General features: G+C 61.7%; 12 protein-coding genes. 7 read left to right on the top strand and 5 right to left on the bottom strand.

Annotated features, from left to right (window positions below):
- The first annotated feature begins 91 nt into the window (after positions 1-91).
- The gene (locus GX444_01315) at positions 92-2,116 is read left to right on the top strand and encodes a glycosyltransferase family 39 protein (GenBank protein ID NLH47221.1); all 2,025 of its coding nucleotides are present in this window, start codon (positions 92-94) and stop codon (positions 2,114-2,116) included.
- A gap of 141 nt (positions 2,117-2,257) precedes the next feature.
- Positions 2,258-3,028: a hypothetical protein gene (locus GX444_01310; protein ID NLH47220.1), complete on the top strand. Its 771-nt coding sequence runs from the start codon at positions 2,258-2,260 to the stop codon at positions 3,026-3,028.
- A gap of 6 nt (positions 3,029-3,034) precedes the next feature.
- Here GX444_01310 and GX444_01305 read toward each other — a convergent pair whose 3' ends face one another.
- A complete protein-coding gene (locus GX444_01305; GenBank protein NLH47219.1) occupies positions 3,035-5,209 on the bottom strand; it encodes an exo-alpha-sialidase in 2,175 nt (724 codons plus the stop codon).
- Positions 5,210-5,409: 200 nt separating this feature from the next.
- Here GX444_01305 and rhaD point away from each other — a divergent pair, with 200 nt between their 5' ends.
- From rhaD to GX444_01290, 3 genes are read left to right on the top strand one after another with little or no spacing between them, the layout of a single operon-like run.
- Positions 5,410-6,231, top strand: a complete 822-nt coding sequence (rhaD, locus tag GX444_01300) for a rhamnulose-1-phosphate aldolase (protein ID NLH47218.1) — start codon at positions 5,410-5,412, stop codon at positions 6,229-6,231.
- Positions 6,232-6,236: 5 nt separating this feature from the next.
- Positions 6,237-7,727 carry a rhamnulokinase gene (locus GX444_01295; GenBank protein NLH47217.1) on the top strand — a complete coding sequence of 497 codons (1,491 nt, stop codon included), beginning with the start codon at positions 6,237-6,239 and terminating at the stop codon, positions 7,725-7,727.
- A 10-nt stretch (positions 7,728-7,737) separates the two neighbouring features.
- Positions 7,738-9,003 carry an L-rhamnose isomerase gene (locus GX444_01290; GenBank protein ID NLH47216.1) on the top strand — a complete coding sequence of 422 codons (1,266 nt, stop codon included), beginning with the start codon at positions 7,738-7,740 and terminating at the stop codon, positions 9,001-9,003.
- An 11-nt stretch (positions 9,004-9,014) separates the two neighbouring features.
- Here the strand turns inward: GX444_01290 and GX444_01285 are convergent, their stop codons facing one another.
- Both GX444_01285 and GX444_01280 read right to left on the bottom strand, forming a co-directional pair.
- Positions 9,015-9,338 carry an L-rhamnose mutarotase gene (locus tag GX444_01285; protein NLH47215.1) on the bottom strand — a complete coding sequence of 108 codons (324 nt, stop codon included), beginning with the start codon at positions 9,336-9,338 and terminating at the stop codon, positions 9,015-9,017.
- 16 nt (positions 9,339-9,354) lie between these two features.
- A complete protein-coding gene (locus tag GX444_01280; GenBank protein NLH47214.1) occupies positions 9,355-10,815 on the bottom strand; it encodes a B12-binding domain-containing radical SAM protein in 1,461 nt (486 codons plus the stop codon).
- Positions 10,816-11,015: 200 nt separating this feature from the next.
- Between GX444_01280 and GX444_01275 the strand changes: the two genes are divergently transcribed.
- On the top strand, positions 11,016-12,431 hold the full coding sequence (locus GX444_01275) for a radical SAM protein (GenBank protein NLH47213.1): 1,416 nt from the start codon (positions 11,016-11,018) through the stop codon (positions 12,429-12,431).
- Here GX444_01275 and GX444_01270 read toward each other — a convergent pair.
- A complete protein-coding gene (locus GX444_01270) occupies positions 12,428-14,302 on the bottom strand; it encodes an aldehyde ferredoxin oxidoreductase (protein ID NLH47212.1) in 1,875 nt (624 codons plus the stop codon). The genes GX444_01275 and GX444_01270 overlap by 4 nt on opposite strands.
- Before the next feature lie 202 nt (positions 14,303-14,504).
- Here GX444_01270 and GX444_01265 point away from each other — a divergent pair, with 202 nt between their 5' ends.
- Positions 14,505-17,063, top strand: a complete 2,559-nt coding sequence (locus GX444_01265; protein ID NLH47211.1) for a penicillin acylase family protein — start codon at positions 14,505-14,507, stop codon at positions 17,061-17,063.
- 75 nt (positions 17,064-17,138) lie between these two features.
- Here the strand turns inward: GX444_01265 and GX444_01260 are convergent, their stop codons facing one another.
- Positions 17,139-18,851: an AMP-binding protein gene (locus GX444_01260; protein NLH47210.1), complete on the bottom strand. Its 1,713-nt coding sequence runs from the start codon at positions 18,849-18,851 to the stop codon at positions 17,139-17,141.
- Between the last annotated feature and the right edge of the window lie 116 nt (positions 18,852-18,967).

The raw sequence follows: 18,967 nt of genomic DNA, 5'->3' as shown, positions 1-18,967 counted from the left end.
CAATTGAATGGTGAAAAATCGACGGGCGATCACTTGACACCCGCCGGCCGGACCGGTATGAAACCGCCAGACGATCAATCTTGAAATATTTATGAAAAAATCGACTTTTTTCCCGTTGCTGATTTTGCTGGGATGCCTGGCGCTTCCCACGGTGGCGATCCTCGTCTCTTTTCCTCGTCACGGCCTGCGGGCCGATTACCGTGTGCTGGTGAAAGGTCAGGCCGTTCGAGCGACCCGAACGACCGATAGCGATTTGTACTTTGCTCATCGGCTGCTCTTTCAAGCGCCGGTGATCTATCACTGGAATGAAGCCCGCTTCGGATCCAATCAGGCGTTGTCGAGCCTGGAGGTTGCCTGGCGCGGCTGGCTCAAGATCCCGGCGAACGGCGCTTATGTATTCCAGAACGCCAATCCGGGCAAGTTGACGGTGACCGTCGATTCGCAACCGATTTCCCTGACCGATCCGTCGCAACGCGCCGCGCTGCAGTTATCAGCGGGCTGGCATCGCTTCCGCGCGTCCTTCCAGGGGCAGGCCGGACCGAAATTGGAATGGAAAAGTGGTGCCGACTTCCGGCCGATCACCTGGGCCGATTTTTACCGTCGTCGGGCGTTGCCGGGCGGTGGTTGGCTCGGCGCGGGTCTGTTCATTCTTTTCCTCGGCGTGGAAATCGTGCTGCTGGCTCGGTATCGGCCGGCCGTCACCGAAGCATTGCTGGGTTTTCTATCGGCGCGGCGCGTCGCCCTGTTGTTGACGCTGATCATTCTGGCCGGGCTGGCGGCGCGTCTATATCGATACGATCGCCTGCCGTACCCGAATGAAACGGCCGACGAGTACAATTACGCCCTGAACGGGATCAACCTCGTTTATCGCGGCGTCCCGAGCTCGTGGTCGCAGTTTTACGTTTATCAGTCGAAGGAGCCGCGCCGGATTTTCGGCGAACCGTTCACGATCGTTGAGCCGTTTTTCGACCATCCGCCGGGCCTGTCGCTGCTCGGCGGAATCTGGTTGCGGCTGTTGGGAGTGCGCTACCAGGATCGCTACCAAAGCTTCTTCAACGACAAAACACGCTGGCTGCCGATCGGGATGTTCGTCCTGAACGCCGTCCTGCTCTATTTCCTGGCGCGACGGATTTTGGGCCGCCGTGCCCTGGCGTTGACGGCGGTGCTGTTTTACGCGCTGTATCCGGTGGCGGTGTATTCCGGCCGGCTCTTCAAGGAAGAGAATTTTCTCATCGCCTTTTCGCTGGCCAGTCTACTGGCGGCGGCGCGCTACCTCGACAACGGTCGTAAAAAAGCCTTGGCTGCGGCCGTGGTGTTCGCCGGAATGAGCTGCCTGTTCAAGGTCACCGGCCTGGCGATCGTCGGCGGCACCGCCGCGGTTTTCATGGCCGAACGGCGCTGGCGGGAAGCGCTGTGGGTTGTTGGGGGCGGGCTGGCGTTTTTAAGCCTCTATTTTCTTTACGGGGCCTATTACGACTGGCACACCTTCTGGGCGGTATTTCAAGCGCAACAGGCCCGGCAGATGGATGCGGTCGAAAAAGGCCTTTCGATCAGCACCCGCGGCATGTGGTCGCTGTTGACCCAGATCGCCGTCGCCTCGAAAAAATACCTTTCCCTGACGTTTCTCTGGCTTTGGTTCTCGTTCGGCCTTTTCTGGATGGAGCGGGACCGGGCCACGGAACAGCCCGCCGGCAAGGCCAACCTGCTGATCTGGCCCGTCGTGATCTATTTGCTCTTCATGGCGCTGACCATCAGTTCGGACCGTTCCTTCGGTTGGTACCGCATCCCGTTGGTGCCCTGGCTGGCGATCGCCGGCGCGTGGTTCATCGGCCGGATGCTCGCCGAGGGCAGCACGCCGCTGACCGCGTTGTTTTGTCTGTTGCCCCTGATCGATCTGGTTTACTGGGGTGAACTCTCGCCGGCAACCCACGCCCGCAATGCGTTCCGTGCCTTGGTGATTCTGCCGCTGGGATTGGTTTTGCTGGCGCAGGCGCTGCCTGCTGAAAAGAGAACCTTCGCGCTTAAAACCATCGGCTGGCTGGCGGTGACGGCGGTTTTCATCCTGATGGTCGTGGCCGTCGGGCATCACGGATACGTATATCAATTGGATTATTGATCCGGCGTTCAAATCCGGGGGCGATTTTCCTCCGCCGCCGACCTTTGCTAGGATAAGCCCGTTCACCGCTTGTCGATTCCATTTACCAACGAGGGAAGACCGATGCCGGCACCGTTTGTCCTTCCGAAAAAGGGGCTTTTCATGAAACTGTTGGTCTTGTTGTCGTTCGTTGCGGTTTCGCTGCTGTTTTCCTCGAACGCGCGCGCGCAGATGGCGCGACCGCAGGTCTTCGCGCAGGAATCGGGCGTCTACAAGGACCTGCTGATGAAGAACGACGAGTTGCTCTACAACATGTCGTGGACCTATACGAAAACGACCGAGGGCGGCAAGAACGTCCTGGTTTATCAACTCAAGGGCGATAACGGCAAGAAGGGCGCCGACCGCATCGACTGGACCGAGGACGCCAAACTGGAGGAGGTGCCCACCGGTTACCGCACGTTGTACTGGAAGAAATCCTCCACCGGCGCCGAACAGATGGATTGGGAATTGAAGTACGATTGGGCGGCTCACAAGGCTTACTACAAATACGCGGACCGCGCGACCGGCAAGAAGGAAAGCAAGACGTTGTCCTTCGGCGACGCGGCGATCCCGGGCGACGCCCTCTACCTGGTGTTGCGCGGTTTCCCGTTCGAAAAGGGGGCCGGCACGTCGATGAAGGGCGAGGTCGTCAACGGCGACGGCACCGTGCTGAAAGGCGAAATCATTCACCGCGGCGAGGAAAACCTGGCGACCCCGCAAGGCACGATCGCTGTTTACAAACTCGAACTCAAGCCGACCGGCCTGGTCGGGATGCTGCCGACCAAATTGTACATTTACATGGCCAAGGAAGCGCCGCACCACTGCGTGCGCTTCGACGGCCTGGAAGGCATCAGCCGCACGAAAACCGTGCTTTACAATTACTCGGCCAAGTAGGGGCGGCTAAAACCCCACCGTGGCCAGCCAGATCGCTTCCTGGCCCAGGTAACTGACGTAGGCCTGATCGGCGCCGCCGGCCGTGATCGACAGATGGTCGCCCATCGAGCCGAGCTGGTCCACGACGGTCAGGTGCCAGGCGGTCGCCAGCCGCCAGGCGATGCTCAAATCCGTGCCGATGCTTTGATACGCGATCATCACGTGGTCCGGGTCGCCGGCGACGATCCCGGTTTCCTCGTCCTGGGCTACCGCGTCGATCGTCGATAGCACCCACTGGTCGTCGATTTGTTGCGCGTGCCGCAAGCCGGCGCCGATGTAGGCCAACTGGTAGTGACCGCTGTCGTCCACCGCGAGCGAAACGTTGTCGCCGCCCTCCGGATCGACGGTGGCGATCGTCCAGTCGGTGCCGTCGCCGCGGGCCAGGTTGATGTCGTTGTCGGTCAAGTCGACGTAGGCGATGGCGATTTCGCCGTTGGCCTTGACCACGATATCCGACCACGTGCCGACGTAACCCTCGTCGTCGACGCTGGTGGAGGTCCAGCCGCCGCCGGCGTTATTGGCGTACATCAGGGTGCCGTTGGTCTCATCGGAATAGCTGAGGTGGACGACGTTGTCGTTCGAAATGAACATGGCGCAGTGGCGGCCCGACAGATCGCCCTCGTCGACCACTTCGCTGACCCAGGAGCCGGTCGCGTTGGTCGCGTATTCCAGTTGGAAGGCGACGCCGTTGTAGTAACAGATGTGCGCGTGGTTGTTGCCGTCGGTTTTCAGATCGATGTTCAGCGCCGTATTGCCGATCACCCCGGTCACCTGATCGCGGGTCCATTCCCCGCCGGCGTCGGTCATGTGCCAGATGGTTTGGGCGTCGTCGATGTAGGCCAGTTGCAAGTGGCCGGCCGCGTCGCGATCCAGCGCCGTGTCCTGGGCTACGAAACCGTTATCGAGATAAAGCTGCTGCCAGCCGCAGCCGGTCTGGCGGTAAACGCCGAGGCGGGCGATGGAAATGGCGACGTTGTCGACCGACCGGGCCGCGATATACACGGGATAGGCGCTGCCGATCGTCGCGATCTGCCAATCCTTGGCGGCGTTGTTGCCGTAGCGCGCGCCGAGGGACGAGTTGTAATAGACGAAATGCACCACGTCGTCGTCGTCCACGGTCATGGCGAGGGTGTCGCCGACGCCAGTCGCGCCGGGGATCAATTCGCTCGTCAGCGCCTTGGCCTCGCCGTACGCGTGGCGCAAATTCGATGACGCGTCGGTGGCGTGATAGATCACGTGGCAAACGCCGCTGCCGTCGATCGCCACGCCGCTGGCGCGCCCGATCGAGACGCTGTCGGACAGATCGTCGATCGACCAGCCCTTGGCCGTGCGCACGGCCAACCGGACCGCGCCGCCGGTGTTGAAGGTGATGTACGGCACCCCGTCGCCGTCCACGGCGAGGGAAGGGAAGGCGCCGATGCCGTTGCCGGTGGTCACCGATTCGGTCGACCAGGCGCGGGCGGCGTTGTTGGCGTAGCGCAGGCCGATCGGCGTCCGCGAGGATTCCTCGGTGTAGGCGATGTGCACGACGCCGTCGCCGTCCACGGCGATCGCGCTGTAATGGCCGACGTCGCCGTCCTCGTCCACCGCCGCGCTATGCCAGCTGCCGCCGTGGTTGGTGGCGTACCAGAGGGTCTGCGCGTACCAATCGTAAAAGGCCAGGTGCAGGGATCCGTCCGGACCGACGGCGGCCGACGGATTGGCGTAGATGCCGAACGCCGCGATGACGGTGTTGTAATCGGCGGTGGCGCTCTCGCGATAGGCCAGCAGATAACGCGACTTGCTGCTGATGACGCTCGCCAGTCCGGCGTTGTTCATTACGACAGCCGCACCGGAGAAGGTGCCTCCGGCGAGATAGTCATAACTGGAGGCGAGATCGTCGTCATTGTCGTCGTTGTCATCGTCGTTATCGTCATCGTCGTCGCCGCTGTCGTCGTCGTTGTCATCGTCGCCGCTGTCGTCATCATCGTCCGGCGAGGCGTCGTCGTCGGGCGAAGTGTCGTCGTCCGGCGAAGCGTCGTCATCGGCAGGGCAGGATTTGCACTCGTCGCAGTCGTCGCCGCAGCAATCGCAACCGAAGGTAAACAAGGGCATCAGCAGTAAAGCGAGTATGATCAGAGCAAGGGTGGAATAATCTCTCATCGGTCATCCTCCCTTCTCCTCACAAAGATCGGCCCAACCCGGCCAAGATAATACCATCCAAAAGGACCGCTTTTCAATGGATATTTCGGTGACGCCGACAAATGTTCATTCGGTCGTCGGCGGTTGGCAGGCCGAGAGGGGGCGGGTACAATCAGCGTCCGCAAAACAAAAATTTCGCACCACTGTGAATGGGGGATCAGGTGAACGAGCTACTTTCCGCTTTTTCGAAATTGTCGCCGCTGTTGGCTGAAATCACCGAAATCTCAGGGTATTTATGGGAAAAAGGCTGGGCGGAACGAAATGCCGGCAATTTGTCGATCGAAGTGACCGACCTTTTCACCGAACGGGAACTGGTTGTCGGCGGCGGCGTCCGGGTCGCGACCGAGTACACCTATCCGGATCTGGCCGGGCGGAGCTTCCTGGTTACCGGTACGGGTCGCCGTTACCGCGATCTGGCTAAAAACGCCGCCGCGCACACGGGCGTATTGCGGATGGACGCGGACGGTTGCGGCTATGAATTGCTCGGCGCCGGTTCCGGCGATCCCGCTTTTCGGCCCACGTCCGAGTTCCCGGCGCATTTGCGTATCCATGAATTCCTCCGGCAATCGCGGGCGCGCCAGACCGTGGTGTTACATACCCATCCAACGGAATTGATCGTCCTTACGCATCTGCCGCGCTATCGTAACGGCGATGCCATCAACCGCGCCTTATGGAGCATCCACCCCGAGGTCAAGGTGACCCTGCCGCGCGGCCTGGGCCTGGCGCCGTATACAGTGCCGGGCACCGAAGCGCTGGCCGAACGGACCGTCGAGGTATTTCGGCAAGGCTTTTCGGTAGCCCTGTGGCAATGGCACGGCTGCGTGGCGATCGGCGAAACCGTCGGCGAGGCCTTCGACCTGATCGACACCCTCAACAAAGCCGCGCGCCTGATCTTGCTTTGCCGGTCGGCCGGCCATAAGCCGACGGGCTTGAACGAGACGCAGTTGGCGGAACTCGTCCAAACTTTCCACTTGCCGGAATAGGGGCCATGACGACGTCTTACCTGGCCTTCGATTTGGGCGCGGAAAGCGGTCGCGCGATTCTCGGCCGCCTGGCCGACGGCCGGCTGGCGATCGAGGAACTGCATCGTTTTCCCGACGGCATGATCGCGCTGCGCGGCCATCGCCATTGGAACGTGCCGGGCTTGCTCGCGCATTTGCGGGACGGTCTGCGCGCTGCGGCCCAACGAGATAACGCCGAGTTGCGCAGCATCGGCATCGACACGTGGGGCGTGGATTTCGCGCTGCTGGCCGGCGAGGAAATTCTCGGCCTGCCGTACGCCTACCGCGATCGCCGCACCGACGGCGCGATGGACTCGTTTTTCCGCAAGATGCCGCGCGCGGCGGTCTACCACCGCACCGGCATTCAACTCCTACCGATCAACACGCTGTTTCAGCTCGAAGCCATGGTGCGCGACCGTTCGCCGCTCCTGGCGGCGGCGACCGATCTGTTGTTCATCCCCGATCTTTTTTATTACCTGCTGGGCGGCGAAAAACAGACGGAGTTCACTTTCGCCACGACCTCGCAATTGTTCAATCCGCTGACGATGGATTGGGACGCGGACCTGCTCGCGGCGCTGGGCCTGTCGCGGTCGTTGTTGCGGCCGGTCGTGCCGCCCGGCACTATGGTGGGACGGCTCGACGCGGAAACGGCCGCGGCGACGGGGCTGGGGCGTATCCCCTTGGCGGCAGTCGCGACGCACGACACCGGGTCGGCGGTAGCGGCGACGCCGGCGGAAGGCGAGGACTGGGCGTTTCTGAGTTCCGGCACCTGGTCGCTGATGGGCTTCGAAGCGCATGAGCCGGTGATCTCGGCCGCTTCGCTAGCCGCTAATTTCACCAACGAAGGCGGCATCGGCGGCACCTTCCGCGTGCTGAAAAACATCATGGGACTATGGCTGTTGCAGGAATGCCGCCGCGCCTGGGCGCCGGAAACGCCGCTCGATTACGCGACGGTCGCGCAAATGGCCACGGCCGCGCCGCCGTTCGGGTCGTTCGTCGATCCGGACGATCCGGCATTTCTCGCTCCGCCCGACATGCCGGCGGCGATCGCGGCTTACTGCCGCCGCACCGGCCAACCGGCGCCGGAAAATAAAGGCGCGACGGCGCGGCTGGTGCTGGAGAGCCTGGCGCTCAAATATCGGCTGGTGTTGGAGCAGATACGCGAATTGTCCGGCCGGCCGATCAACCGGATTCACGTGATCGGCGGCGGCTCGCAAAATCGCCTGCTTTGCCAACTGACGGCCGATGCCACCGGCGTACCGGTTTACGCCGGACCGGCGGAAGCGACGGCGATCGGCAACCTGCTCGTGCAGGCGATGGCCGACGGAACGATCGGGTCGCCGGCCGAACTGCGCTCGGTGGTCAAGCGGTCCTGCAAGATGGAACGTTACGAGCCGCGTGGGCGAGACGACTGGGAAGAGGCGCTGGCGCGGTTCCGCGCACTGTTGTCGCGAGCGAACGAAAGCGATCACCCGTAAAGGAGAAGCAATGAACGCGCGCGAGATCGAACAAGCCTATGCGGCGGCGCGAAAGGTGTACGCCGATTGCGGCGTCAATACCGAAACGGCGCTGGCCGCCCTCGAAACGGTTCCGCTTTCGCTGCAATGCTGGCAGGGCGACGACGTCGGCGGTTTCGAGCTCGCCGGGGCGGCCCTGTCGGGCGGCGGCCTGGCCGTGACCGGCAATTATCCGGGGCGGGCGCGCACGCCGCGCGAGCTGCGCGACGATCTGGAAAAGGCGCTGGCGTTGATTCCCGGCCGGCATCGCGTGAATCTGCATTCGACGTACGGCGAATTCGGCGGCGAGTACGTGCCGCGCGACAGCTTTCGCCCCGACCACTTCCGGGGCTGGGTCGATTGGGCCCGCGAACGCGGGCTCGGGCTGGATTTCAACGCCACCTTGTTCGCGCATCCGCTCGCCGAATCGGGTTATACGCTGAGCCACAGCGATCAGAAAGTCCGCCGGTTCTGGATCGAGCACGTCAAACGTTGCCGCGAAATCGGCGCCTGGATGGGCGAGGAACTGGGCACGCCGTGCGGTCACAACCTCTGGATTCCCGACGGCTCGAAGGACGAGACCGTCAGCCGCCGGCTGCGCCGCGAAATCCTGCGCGAGAGCCTGGACGAAATCTACACGACGACGTTCCCGCGCGCGGCGCTCAAGGACAGCGTGGAAAGCAAGCTCTTCGGCATCGGCCTGGAAAGTTTCGTCGTCGGCTCGCACGAATTCTATCTGGATTGGTCGCGCAATCAGGACGTGATGATGTGCCTGGACATGGGCCATTATCACCCGACCGAATCAGTCGCCGAAAAAATCTCGGCCTTGCTGACCTTCCGCGAGGAACTGCTCATTCACGTCAGCCGTGGCGTCAAATGGGACAGCGATCACGTGGTGCTGTTCAACGACGAGTTGGTGACGCTGATGCAGGAAATCGTCCGCGCCGACGGCCTCGACCGCGTGCACCTGGCACTCGACTTTTTCGATGCGTCGATCAACCGCGTCGGCGCCTGGGTGACCGGCGCGCGCGCGACCCTCAAGGCTTTGCTCTTCGCTTTGCTAGAACCGACCGAACGGTTGCGCGAGCGGGAAGCGGCCGGCGACGGCTTCGGCCGCCTGGCGTGGCTGGAAGAGTGCAAGGCCCTGCCGCTGGGCGCCGTCTGGAACGAATTCTGTTCGCGCGGACGGGTACCCGCCGGGACGGAGTGGATCGAGGCGATTCGCGCCGACGAGGCGCGCCTCCGCGAAAGGCGATAGCCGCCGACCCGTTAATCGAGGTGAAAAACTTCCGTCAATTCGGCCATGCCCTCGTCGGGGTTGCGGCCGCCGAGCGCCTCGAAATAGGGCGCCATCATTTGCTGCCAGCGCGCGTTCACTTCCTCGCCGGCCATGCCGTCCAGCGCGTGTTGAAAGTCGACGGGGGTTTCGAAATAGCCGAACATCAGGCCGTCGTCGCGCAAAAACAGCGAATAGTTGTGCCAGCCGTGCCGGCGCAACGCTTCCTGCATTTCCGGCCAGACTTTCGTGTGGTGTTGCTTGTACTCGGCCAGCTTCTCCGCTCTGACCTTCAAAATGAAACCGACGCGCTTCATCTCTTTCCCTCCGGACTCAGAGCTTTTTGTAGATCCAGTGCAGCAGCCGCGGCAGCAGCGCCGTGTCGACGCGCATCCGCCGAAAACGGTAACGGGTCAGCGGGTAGAGCACAAACGCCGCGGCACGGAAAAACCGCGACCGGATGAACAGGTAACGCGGATTCATCAGGATCGACAGGTAGTAGAGCAACAGCAGGCGTTTCTTGCGGCGCGGCTCCAACCACGGCATGTCCAGGCCGTCGGCCTCCGACCAACTGTAACGGCTCCAGAACGACAGCTCGGCCGGCGGTTGAAAACCGTAATCGCGCCGCACGACCTCGTACAACTCGGTGCCGGGATAGGGCAGAAACAGCTTGATCGTGCCGCAATCGGCGGCGGGATTCTCGTTCTTCAGCCGCAGCATCAGGTCGACCGACGCCCGCACGTCCGCATCCGTTTCGCCGGGGAAGCCGGACATGAAATTGTAGGAAGGCTTGAGGCCGGCTTCCTTCATCCAGCCGTTGACCTTCAGCAACGTGGGGAGATCGACGTTTTTGTGAATCATCTGCAGAATGATCTCGGAGCCGGATTCGGTGCCGATGTTGACGATCCGGCAGCCGGCGCGGCGCAGCAGGCGCAGGCCTTCGAGGCCCAGGTTGTTCAAGGAAACGACGGTGGCGCCGAAAACCGCCCAGGTCAGGTCGAGGCGCGCCTCAATCAGTCGGCGGGCGATTTCGCGCACCCGCTCCAGGCTGGTCATGAAGTTGTCGTCCATGAATTGAAAATGGCGGATGCCGTAATCGCGGTGCAGCCGCCGCACCAGCTCGACCACCCATTCCGCCGTGTGCCCCCGCCAATGGCGGTCGTAAATGGATTTCATGTAGCAATAGGCGCATTCGCAGGGGCAGCCGCGCGAGGTGAGCAGGGAAAACGCCGGGCCGTAGGGCCCGTGTTCGATGTAACGCCGGACATCCACCAGGTCGAATCGCGGGTCGGGGAGTTCCGCCAAATCCAGGCGCACGCCGAGCGATTTTTCGCCGCTCAATTCACCGGAAGTGGTCAGCCGTGCGAACCCCGCTGGTTCGGCCGCCGCGGGCAACGATGGCAAAGCGGCGAGCGCGCGAAAGACCACTTCGCCTTCGCCGCGCACCACGCCGTCCGCGCCGCCTTGCCGCAAGGACATTTCGGTCATCTGCGTGGGGAAAATGCCGCCCCAGACGACCGGCGCTTTCGTCCTCGCGTGAACGAGGCGCGTTAATTCCGCGGTCTGGCCGACCTGCTTTCCGGTCAGGCAGGAGATACCCACCAGGCGTAATTCCGGCGACCGCAAGGCGGATTCGACGGCCGAATGCTTTTCAAACCGCAGGTCCAGCAGGCGCAGCGGCGTTTCGCGCGGCAGCGCGGCGGCCAGGCTGAGTAAACCGTAGGGCGGCGTGCGGTCGCCGACGATGTGCTTTCCCGCCGGATTGATCAGGAGAATTTCGGCCTTGTTGTTCATCCGCCTCTACTGCCCGACTCGCGGCTGTAAACTGGTTGTCTCGAATATTCGCGTTAGATTAATCAATGCCGTCCGCGAAGTAAATCAAAAGAATGGACTTGTTTTATTTGTTGAACGAGGTATAACCGAAAAGTGGGCAGGATTTCACCATTGGCATGAGTCATCACCGAACGAAAATTATATTATTTTAGTGAGGGAAGATGCGCTCGCTGCTTATCCAGTCGGCCATGCCTTTCGATATTTATCGGCGAACGCTGGCCGCGGCTCCGGTGGCGCCATCCCTGGCAATGGCGGCGCTGGCGGGCGCGACCGTCGAGGCCGGGCATTCGCCGCGCATCGTCGATTGCTCGCCGTTCGTCGCGGATGAATCGGCACTGCCCGATCAATTGATTAATGATCCACCGGAAATCGTCGGTCTCACCGCTTATACCGCGGCGTTTCCGAGCGTGCCAAAGATCGTCGCCCGGGTCGCGGCGCTCAGCCCGAACGCGAAAATCGTCCTTGGCGGCGTTCACGCCACGGTTTTGCCGCGGGCGTCGTTGATCGAATCCGGCGCTCACGCCGTCGTCATCGGCGAGGGCGAGCGCACCTGGCAGGATTTGCTGCGCGGCGTCGCCTGGCGGGACATTCCCGGCTTGCTGTGGCGCGATGGCCTGAAAATCGTTACCAATCCGCCGCGCGAACGGATCGCCGACCTGGACCAATTGCCGTTTCCCGATTATTCCGCCTTCAACCTGAAGCGGTACGACCGCCCGCAATTGTTCTGGAAAAAACGGCGCATCGCGAATTGCGAAACGAGCCGCGGCTGTCCGTTTCACTGCACCTTTTGTTCCAGTAACGCAGTCTTCGGCCGCCGTTGGCGGGCGAAGAGCCCGGGACGCGTGATCGAAGAACTCCGGCGATTGGCGGCGATCGGATTCGAGGAGGTGCATTTTCAAGACGACGGTTTTACGACCGATCTGGAGCGCGCCAAGGAAATCTGCCGCTTGTTGGTAAACCAGCCGCTGAAATTGGTTTGGGAGCTGAAAAACGGCATTCGCGCCGAGCGAACGGATCGGGAATTCTTTCGGTTGGCGCGCCGGGCGGGTTGCTACCGCATTCAATTCGGCATCGAAACCGGCGATCCGCTGGTCCTGGAAGCGATCGGCAAACACGAACTGCTGTCTCAATTCAAAACGGCTGTCCGGCTCTGCCGCCAGGCCGGCATCGAATCGTTGGCGCTCTTCATCCTCGGACTGCCGGAGGATACCAAAGCTTCGTTGAAAAAAACGGCGCGTTTTGCCCGGCGCTTACGGCCCGATTTCGCCCGCGCTTCCATTCTGTCGCCGTTCCCGGGGACCGCGATCTATCAGCAGTGGAAAAACGAGGGCCGCCTGACGACCACCGACTGGAGCCAATTCAATTTTCACCAGTATTCAATCGCTTTTCGGCATCCGCGCCTCGACGCCGTGACGATTCAAAACGCCTATCGCCGATTTTATCGCGGCTTCTATTGGCGGGTGGGGTATTTCGCCCAGCGGCTTTACCGCGGGCTTCGCCGCGGCAGCCTGGGCCGCGACCTGCGATATTTCCTCGCGAAATTCGTTTTCTCTTCGCCCGAAAACGGTCCGGTTTAATCGACCAGCGCCATCCGTACCCCTTTGTGAATTTCGTACCAGAAGTCGAGCGCCGCGATTTTCGGCTCGGCGAGAAAACGATCGTGCCAGGCCGACAGCTCCGGGTCGGTTTGGCCTTCCACTTCGATTTTGCGCCGCAGGAAGGCGGCGATGATTTCCACGATCCGCCGGCCTTCCCATGGATTGGACTGGTTTCGAGCCGTGAGCCGCTGGGCCAGGCGCCGGTGATGCGCGAGCATGTCGATTGATTCGCCGTAGAGTTCCCGAAATATGTCGGGGATCAAATCCTCCGACCAAGCGCGGTGAAAACGGCACATGCCGGAATTGTCCACCATCATTTCCCGGATCATGCGTTCCGCGTTGGCGGCGCCCAATTTCCTTGGCGGCAGATAATCCTCACCGTAATGCTGATAGTATTTCCCCATCACCGCCATCGGGCTGAAGACGCCGGGGGTCCAATATTGGTTCGGCACCATCCAGCCGCGATTGCCGAAAGCGTTGACAACCAGGCAGTCCGCAATCCGGGGCTCGTGGCGTTCCGCGGCCAGGCGGCGCGCCAGGGAGCGGGCGCCGTCCCATAAATCCAGCAACGGATGTCGAGCGATTATTTTATCAATCAGCCGGATCGCCAGGTCGGCGTTATCGCGGGAGTCGGCTTCCCGGTCGAAATTCCCGGCGGTGAATTTGAATTTGCCGGGCAACCCCAACTCGTCCGGCGTTAACAGCGAGGTTTCCAGGCATTCGCCGATCCAGGATAGTATGCCGCCCAGGGAAATGGCGTCGAAGCCCATGGCGTCGCTATGATGCACTACCTGTTCCGCCGCCCGCTGATCGAACACGCCGATTTGCGGTCCCATGGCATGATAGGGTTCGTAATCCTTTTTGAACTCCCCCATCATTTTTTTGCAGACCGCCGCGCAGGGCTCGCCGCACGTTTTGAACTGTCTGCCTTGGATGGTTTCCTCGTTGAATTGCCGTAGGTAATGATCCTTGATCAGTTGGTTCTGCAGCGCTTCGCGCTCCGCTTCGCCCTGCAATACCGAACGGTAATTGAACGCCAGCAAGCGGCCGCCCATTTTGGCGTAATTGACGCCGAAGGTGCCGCCGGTGTCGACGAGCGGATCGTACCGGTACTTGGTAGTCGCCTCGAGATCCTTGATTTTCATTTTTTTCAGGTAGCGGTTCTCGAACCATTGGTCGGCCACCTTGCGGTCGCGGAAATCCTCGTCCACGACGCTGCCGCCGTAGATGACGGCGGCGATGCCGTGATCCCGCAGCAGCTTGGTGCCGAAACCGCCGCGTCCCGCCCAGGTATCGACGGGCGACAGGCCGTCGGCATGCGGCACCAGCGAACCGAGAGCGCCGAAATCGGTTGCCAGCGCGGCCGGACCGGTTGCCAGGATGCGCGGCGTTTCTTTGTATTCGCCGGCGAATTGATCCCAAACCCAATGCGACAGGGCGTAGAAGCCGTGGTAATCCCGGTAGCCGCGCCAGATCGCTTCCAGCGGCAACGGCAGCAGTCGCACCTGGATCTCCTCGCCATGCTCCCGGTTGAGCAGCAGCACCGCGGGAATCGGATGGTGGTCGGTGAGATGAATCGCGTTCAAGCCGAGATTGTCGAAGATTAGCGCCGCGCCGCCCATCGTCGAAACATAAAAACCGCCCCAAGCCGGCGAACGGCCGCAAACGATCAACCGATTGGTGCCGGGAAGGATGGACCCGGCCAGCAACCCGGCGCCGATGGTCAGGCCGCCGGTTTTGTCGTACAACTCGATGCCGATGTCGAGCGGCCCTACCACTTCACCGATCGGATAGCGTTCAACGCGGTAAAAACCGCTGGCGGCGCTGATATGCAGGACCTTGTAAAACATTGTTTCCTACCTTCTTTTTTTACCGATTTCATCATAGATGGATCGAATGGCTCGGGCAAGCAAACAATGAGCGAAAACAAGCGTTATCAAGTCGTTACGATGCCGCGCGCCTTGAGGGAATTTGACAAATCGCATCAAATGATGAAAAAGGGATTTACATTCTCTAAACCGCAATAAATGTACATAACGGAAGGGCGGTTCAATGAGCAAACGAGCGGTTCTCTGGTTGGCGCTGGCGGGGGTGCTTGGAATTCTGGTCGGCGGTTGCGGCTCGGCCGCTGTGCGCTACGTCAACTACCGCGTGTCTCCCGACCGGGTGGCCACGGAAGGCGAGGTTCGCGTTCCGGTGCAGGGATTGCCCGGCCCCGTGAAGATTTACCTCGATCCATACGCCATTCCGCACATTCAGGCCGGCGACGAATATTCCCTGTACTACGCCTTCGGTTACATTCAGGGTCGGGACCGCCGGTTTCAATTGGAAACGCTCAAAATGGCCGCGGCCGGCCGGTTGCGCGAATTGATCGGCGACCGCGACGAATCCGGCGTGATGACACGGCTGGAAATCTTGAGCCGCATGATCGGTTTGTACAAAGACGCGGCAGCCTTGTTGGCCGACATTTCGCCCCAGGATCGCCGGCTACTGCAGGCTTACGCCGACGGCATCAACGAGGCCGCGCGCCGCGAGCCGCTGCCGATGGAGTTTCGGCTGCTCGATTACGAACCCGAGCCCTGGACGACGACCGATACCGGCCTGGTGATCGCGATGATCCGGTTCGGCTTGTGCAAAAACTGGGAACTGGAACTCTCGCGCCTGGAATTTCTGATTTACCAGGTACAGACCAACGCCAACCTCGACCGCGCGCTGCGGGTCTGGCCGGCGCGATACGATCTCGGCCCGCATCTGATCGGCGAAAAACCGGCCCAGGATCCCTTTGCCGGCATTCCGCCCGTCGCGCCGGAACTGCAGGAATTCCTCGCCGATTACGCCAAGCAATATCCTTTGAAGGTGACGGCGAATCCGCCCGCGCCGGTGTCCGAGTCGCCGTGGGAAGGCTGGGGCCGCGGCTTCTCGTGCAGCAACAACTGGGCGGTGGACGGCGTCTGGACCGGCACCGGCAAGGCCGCGTTTTGCGGCGATCCGCACATGCCGCATTTCCTGCCGTCGCTCGGCTATCTGGCGCACCTCAAATGCGACAACTGCGAGGCCGGCTCCTACGAAGTGATCGGCGGCGCGTTCGTCGGCCTGCCCGCGATCGCCTTCGGCACCAACGGCCATACCGCCTGGGGCCCGACGTCCAACTGGGCCGACGTCACCGACGTGTACGTGGAAAAACTCGTGCCCGACAAGCCCGGCCATTATTATTACCAGGGCCAGGCCATGCCGTTCGAAACCCGCGAAGAAGTCTTCAAGATTAGGCTGAAGAACGGCCAGTTCCGCGAGGAGCGACACCAGGTGCGCACGACCCGCCACGGCGTGGTGATCAACGATTTTATGGACCGGCTGCCGCCGGAGTTCCCGATCGTCGTGCTGCGGCGTGATAACGAATGGGGCAAGCCGATTTCCGCCCTGCGCAACCTGTACCTTTCCCGCAACGTCACCGAGGCGCGCACCGCGCTGCTCGATTTCACCGCGATGATCGGCCATTGGTCGCTGGCCGACGACGGCGGCAACCTGCTTTACGTCGGCAGCGTCCGCCTGCCGAAACGCACCCGCCACCTGGGCACGATCCCGGTTCCCGGCTGGACCGGCACCTACGAATGGGAAAGCTTTTATTCGCCGGCCGAGTTGCCGTGGATCCTCAATCCGCCGCAGCATTTCCTCGGCACCGCGAACAACCAGGTCATCCAACCCGAGTCGTTCGCCGCGCCGATCGCGCTGGACGGCGATGTGCCGCAACGCATCGGCCGCATCTGGCAGGTGCTCGGCGCCGGCAACGACGGCCGGCCGATCGTCGAGCAGATGGCCGATTTGCAGCGCGACGACATGGATCTTGGCTGGTTGCAAGTGAAGCCGCTTTATACCCAGGCGCTCCAACCGCTGCTCAAAGATGCCGATCCGGTTGTCGCCAAGGCGGCCAAGGCCTTGTCGGCCTGGGACGGTCACGCGGGGCCTAACGAGGCCGGTTCAAGCCTGTTCCAGACGCTCAACGCCTTCATTCTCGAAAATACGCTGGCCGACGAAATGCGGCCGGAATCGTTGTCGTTCATTCTCGGCTTCTTCAACGCCGAACCGTTCGTTTTCAATATTTTTGCCGACCCTGAAAACCCGGCCTGGGATGATCGCCGCACCGAGCGGCGGGAAACGGCGGCCGAGGTGATCGCGGCGTCGTTCCGGGACGCGGTGAAGGCGCTGGTCGAGAATTACGGCGAGGAAGTGGACGACTGGAAGTGGACGACGGTGGCGCCGTTCGTGCTCAAGCACAACTTCGGCGATCAGAAGGTGCTGGCCGGCTATCTGAACCGCGGCCCGCTGCCCACCGACGGCACCGGCAACGGCGTCAACAAACATCAGTTCATGCGCTCGGAGATGTGGCGCTTCCCGATCAAGTACGGCCCGGTGCTGCGCGTCAACGCCGACTTGAACGATCTGGCCGCGTCGCGGATGTGCCTGCCCGGCGGGCAGAGCGGCCGGCCCAGCTCGAACCATTACGACGACCTGTTGCCGCTGTGGTTCAAGGGGCAGGGCGCCTCGATGAAGCTGGGCTTCGCCGATTGGGAGAAAAACGCGACCGGCGTGTTGATCCTGGAACCGGAGAAATAAATCCGCGGCGCGATCCGCGTCACGGTCTTTCCGTGCGCAAGCTGGAATTCACAGCCGTTGGTAGTACCGACCGGCCTACGCCGTCTTGATGCTCGCGGCGTCGTGCAGGTTCAGTTCATCGATGGCCTGCTCGCGCATGCGGAACTTCTGGATCTTGCCGGTGACCGTCATCGGAAATTCGTTCATGCTCGTGACGAACTTCCAGTAACGCGGCACCTTGAAGTGGGTGATCTTGCCTTTGCAGTAGGCCCGCATTTCTTCCTCGGTCAGGGTTTCGCCGTCGCGCGGCAACACCCAGGCCATCAGTTCCTCGCCGTATTTCGCGTCCGGCACGCCGATCACGTACACGTCAAGCACCTTGTCGTGGCCGCGGAGGAATTCCTCGATTTCGCGCGGGTAGAGATTCTCGCCGCCGCGAATCACCATTTCCTTGATGCGGCCGGTGATCTTCAGGTAGCCGGCGTTGTCCATCACGCCCAGGTCGCCGCTGTGCAGCCAGCGGGCCGCGTCGATGGCTTCGGCGGTGGCGGTGGGATTGTTGTAATAGCCGCGCATGATCTGGTAGCCGCGGAAGCAGATTTCGCCCTGGACGCCGCGCGGCACGGTAAGGCCGGTCGCCGGGTCGATCACCTTGATTTCCTGCATCGGGACGACGCGGCCGACGGAGGCGACGCGCTTTTCCAGCGAGTCCTGCGGGCGGGTCATCGTGGTGATCGGCGAGGCTTCGGTCTGGCCGTAGCCGATGACGATCTCGCGCATGTTCATGCGGTCGATCAGTTCGCGCATGGTGTCGATCGGGCAGGGCGCGCCGGCCATGATGCCCGTGCGCAGGGTGCGATAATCGTATTGGTCGAAGTTCGGGCTCGCCAGCAGCGAGATGAACATCGTCGGCACGCTGTTGAGCCCCGTGCATTTCTCTTCCTGGATGGTTTTCAGCACGGCCTCGACCTCGAAGGTCGGGCTGGGAATGACCATCGTCGCGCCTTGCGACATGCACACCAGGTTCGAAAGCACCATGCCGAAGCAATGGTAGAAGGGGACCGGAATGCAGAGGCGGTCGCGGTCGGTGAAATTCATGATGTGCGCCACGTGGTGGCCGTTGTTCATGATGTTGAAGTGGGTCAGCGTCACGCCCTTGGGGAAGCCGGTCGTGCCCGAGGTGTATTGGATGTTGACCGGATCGTCGGGATCGAGCTCGGCCTGAACCCGGCGCAGTTCCTCCTGCGGCACCGGCCCGCCCGATTCGAGAATGTCGTTGAACGGGAACATGCCGGCCGATTCGCCGTCCATGAGAATGACGTTGCGCAAATTGGGCAGGTCGTCGATCTTCGTCCGGCCCGGCGCGTCCAGCGCGATCGACGGGCAGACTTCCAACAGCATCTCGCGGTATTTCGACGATTTGTAGGAATCCATCAGCACCAGGGTGCTCGATTCGGATTGCTGCAACGCGTATTTCAATTCGTGCGTGCGATAGGCGGGGTTGATGTTCACGAGCACCGCGCCGATCTTGGCCGTGGCGACCTGCATCGCCACCCATTCCCAACGATTGATCGCCCAGAGGCTGACGCGGTCGCCGTGTTTGACGTCCAGCAGCAGCAAACCCTTCGCCAGGCGATCGGTCAGATCGTTGAATTCGCGGTACGTAAAGCGCGCTTTTTGATAGACGGAAACCACGCATTCGTTATCGGGAAAGGTCTCGGCGATGTGGTCGAAAAGCTCGCCGATGGTCAGGTGCAAGAGGGGAAATTCGCTGGTGCCGTGCTCGTAACTTAATTTTTGTCTGTTCATTTTTCTCTCCCGGTTGCTCAATCAAAAGTCGCCCTGCGTCCGTAGCGCATTTTTCGTAAATCGCGGCGTCTGTCAAGAAGTGAAATGAATAGTCCGAAAAGGCCGGGAATGGGAGA

It is taken from the genome of Myxococcales bacterium, assembly GCA_012517325.1.
In the GTDB taxonomy this organism is placed as follows: Bacteria; Lernaellota; Lernaellaia; order Lernaellales; family Lernaellaceae; genus JAAYVF01.
Note: the sequence above shows the minus strand (reverse complement) of the source record. Positions and strands in the feature narration are given on the sequence as shown.

What these genes read in the sequence shown, in the direction of transcription:
- GX444_01280 (NLH47214.1), bottom strand. Translation starts at nt 10,815, where the DNA reads ATGAACAACAAGGCCGAAATTCTCCTGATCAATCCGGCGGGAAAGCAC.
- GX444_01295 (NLH47217.1), top strand. Translation starts at nt 6,237, where the DNA reads ATGACGACGTCTTACCTGGCCTTCGATTTGGGCGCGGAAAGCGGTCGC.
- GX444_01290 (NLH47216.1), top strand. Translation starts at nt 7,738, where the DNA reads ATGAACGCGCGCGAGATCGAACAAGCCTATGCGGCGGCGCGAAAGGTG.
- GX444_01285 (NLH47215.1), bottom strand. Translation starts at nt 9,338, where the DNA reads ATGAAGCGCGTCGGTTTCATTTTGAAGGTCAGAGCGGAGAAGCTGGCC.
- GX444_01270 (NLH47212.1), bottom strand. Translation starts at nt 14,302, where the DNA reads ATGTTTTACAAGGTCCTGCATATCAGCGCCGCCAGCGGTTTTTACCGC.
- GX444_01265 (NLH47211.1), top strand. Translation starts at nt 14,505, where the DNA reads ATGAGCAAACGAGCGGTTCTCTGGTTGGCGCTGGCGGGGGTGCTTGGA.
- GX444_01275 (NLH47213.1), top strand. Translation starts at nt 11,016, where the DNA reads ATGCGCTCGCTGCTTATCCAGTCGGCCATGCCTTTCGATATTTATCGG.
- GX444_01315 (NLH47221.1), top strand. Translation starts at nt 92, where the DNA reads ATGAAAAAATCGACTTTTTTCCCGTTGCTGATTTTGCTGGGATGCCTG.
- GX444_01305 (NLH47219.1), bottom strand. Translation starts at nt 5,209, where the DNA reads ATGAGAGATTATTCCACCCTTGCTCTGATCATACTCGCTTTACTGCTG.
- GX444_01260 (NLH47210.1), bottom strand. Translation starts at nt 18,851, where the DNA reads ATGAACAGACAAAAATTAAGTTACGAGCACGGCACCAGCGAATTTCCC.
- GX444_01310 (NLH47220.1), top strand. Translation starts at nt 2,258, where the DNA reads ATGAAACTGTTGGTCTTGTTGTCGTTCGTTGCGGTTTCGCTGCTGTTT.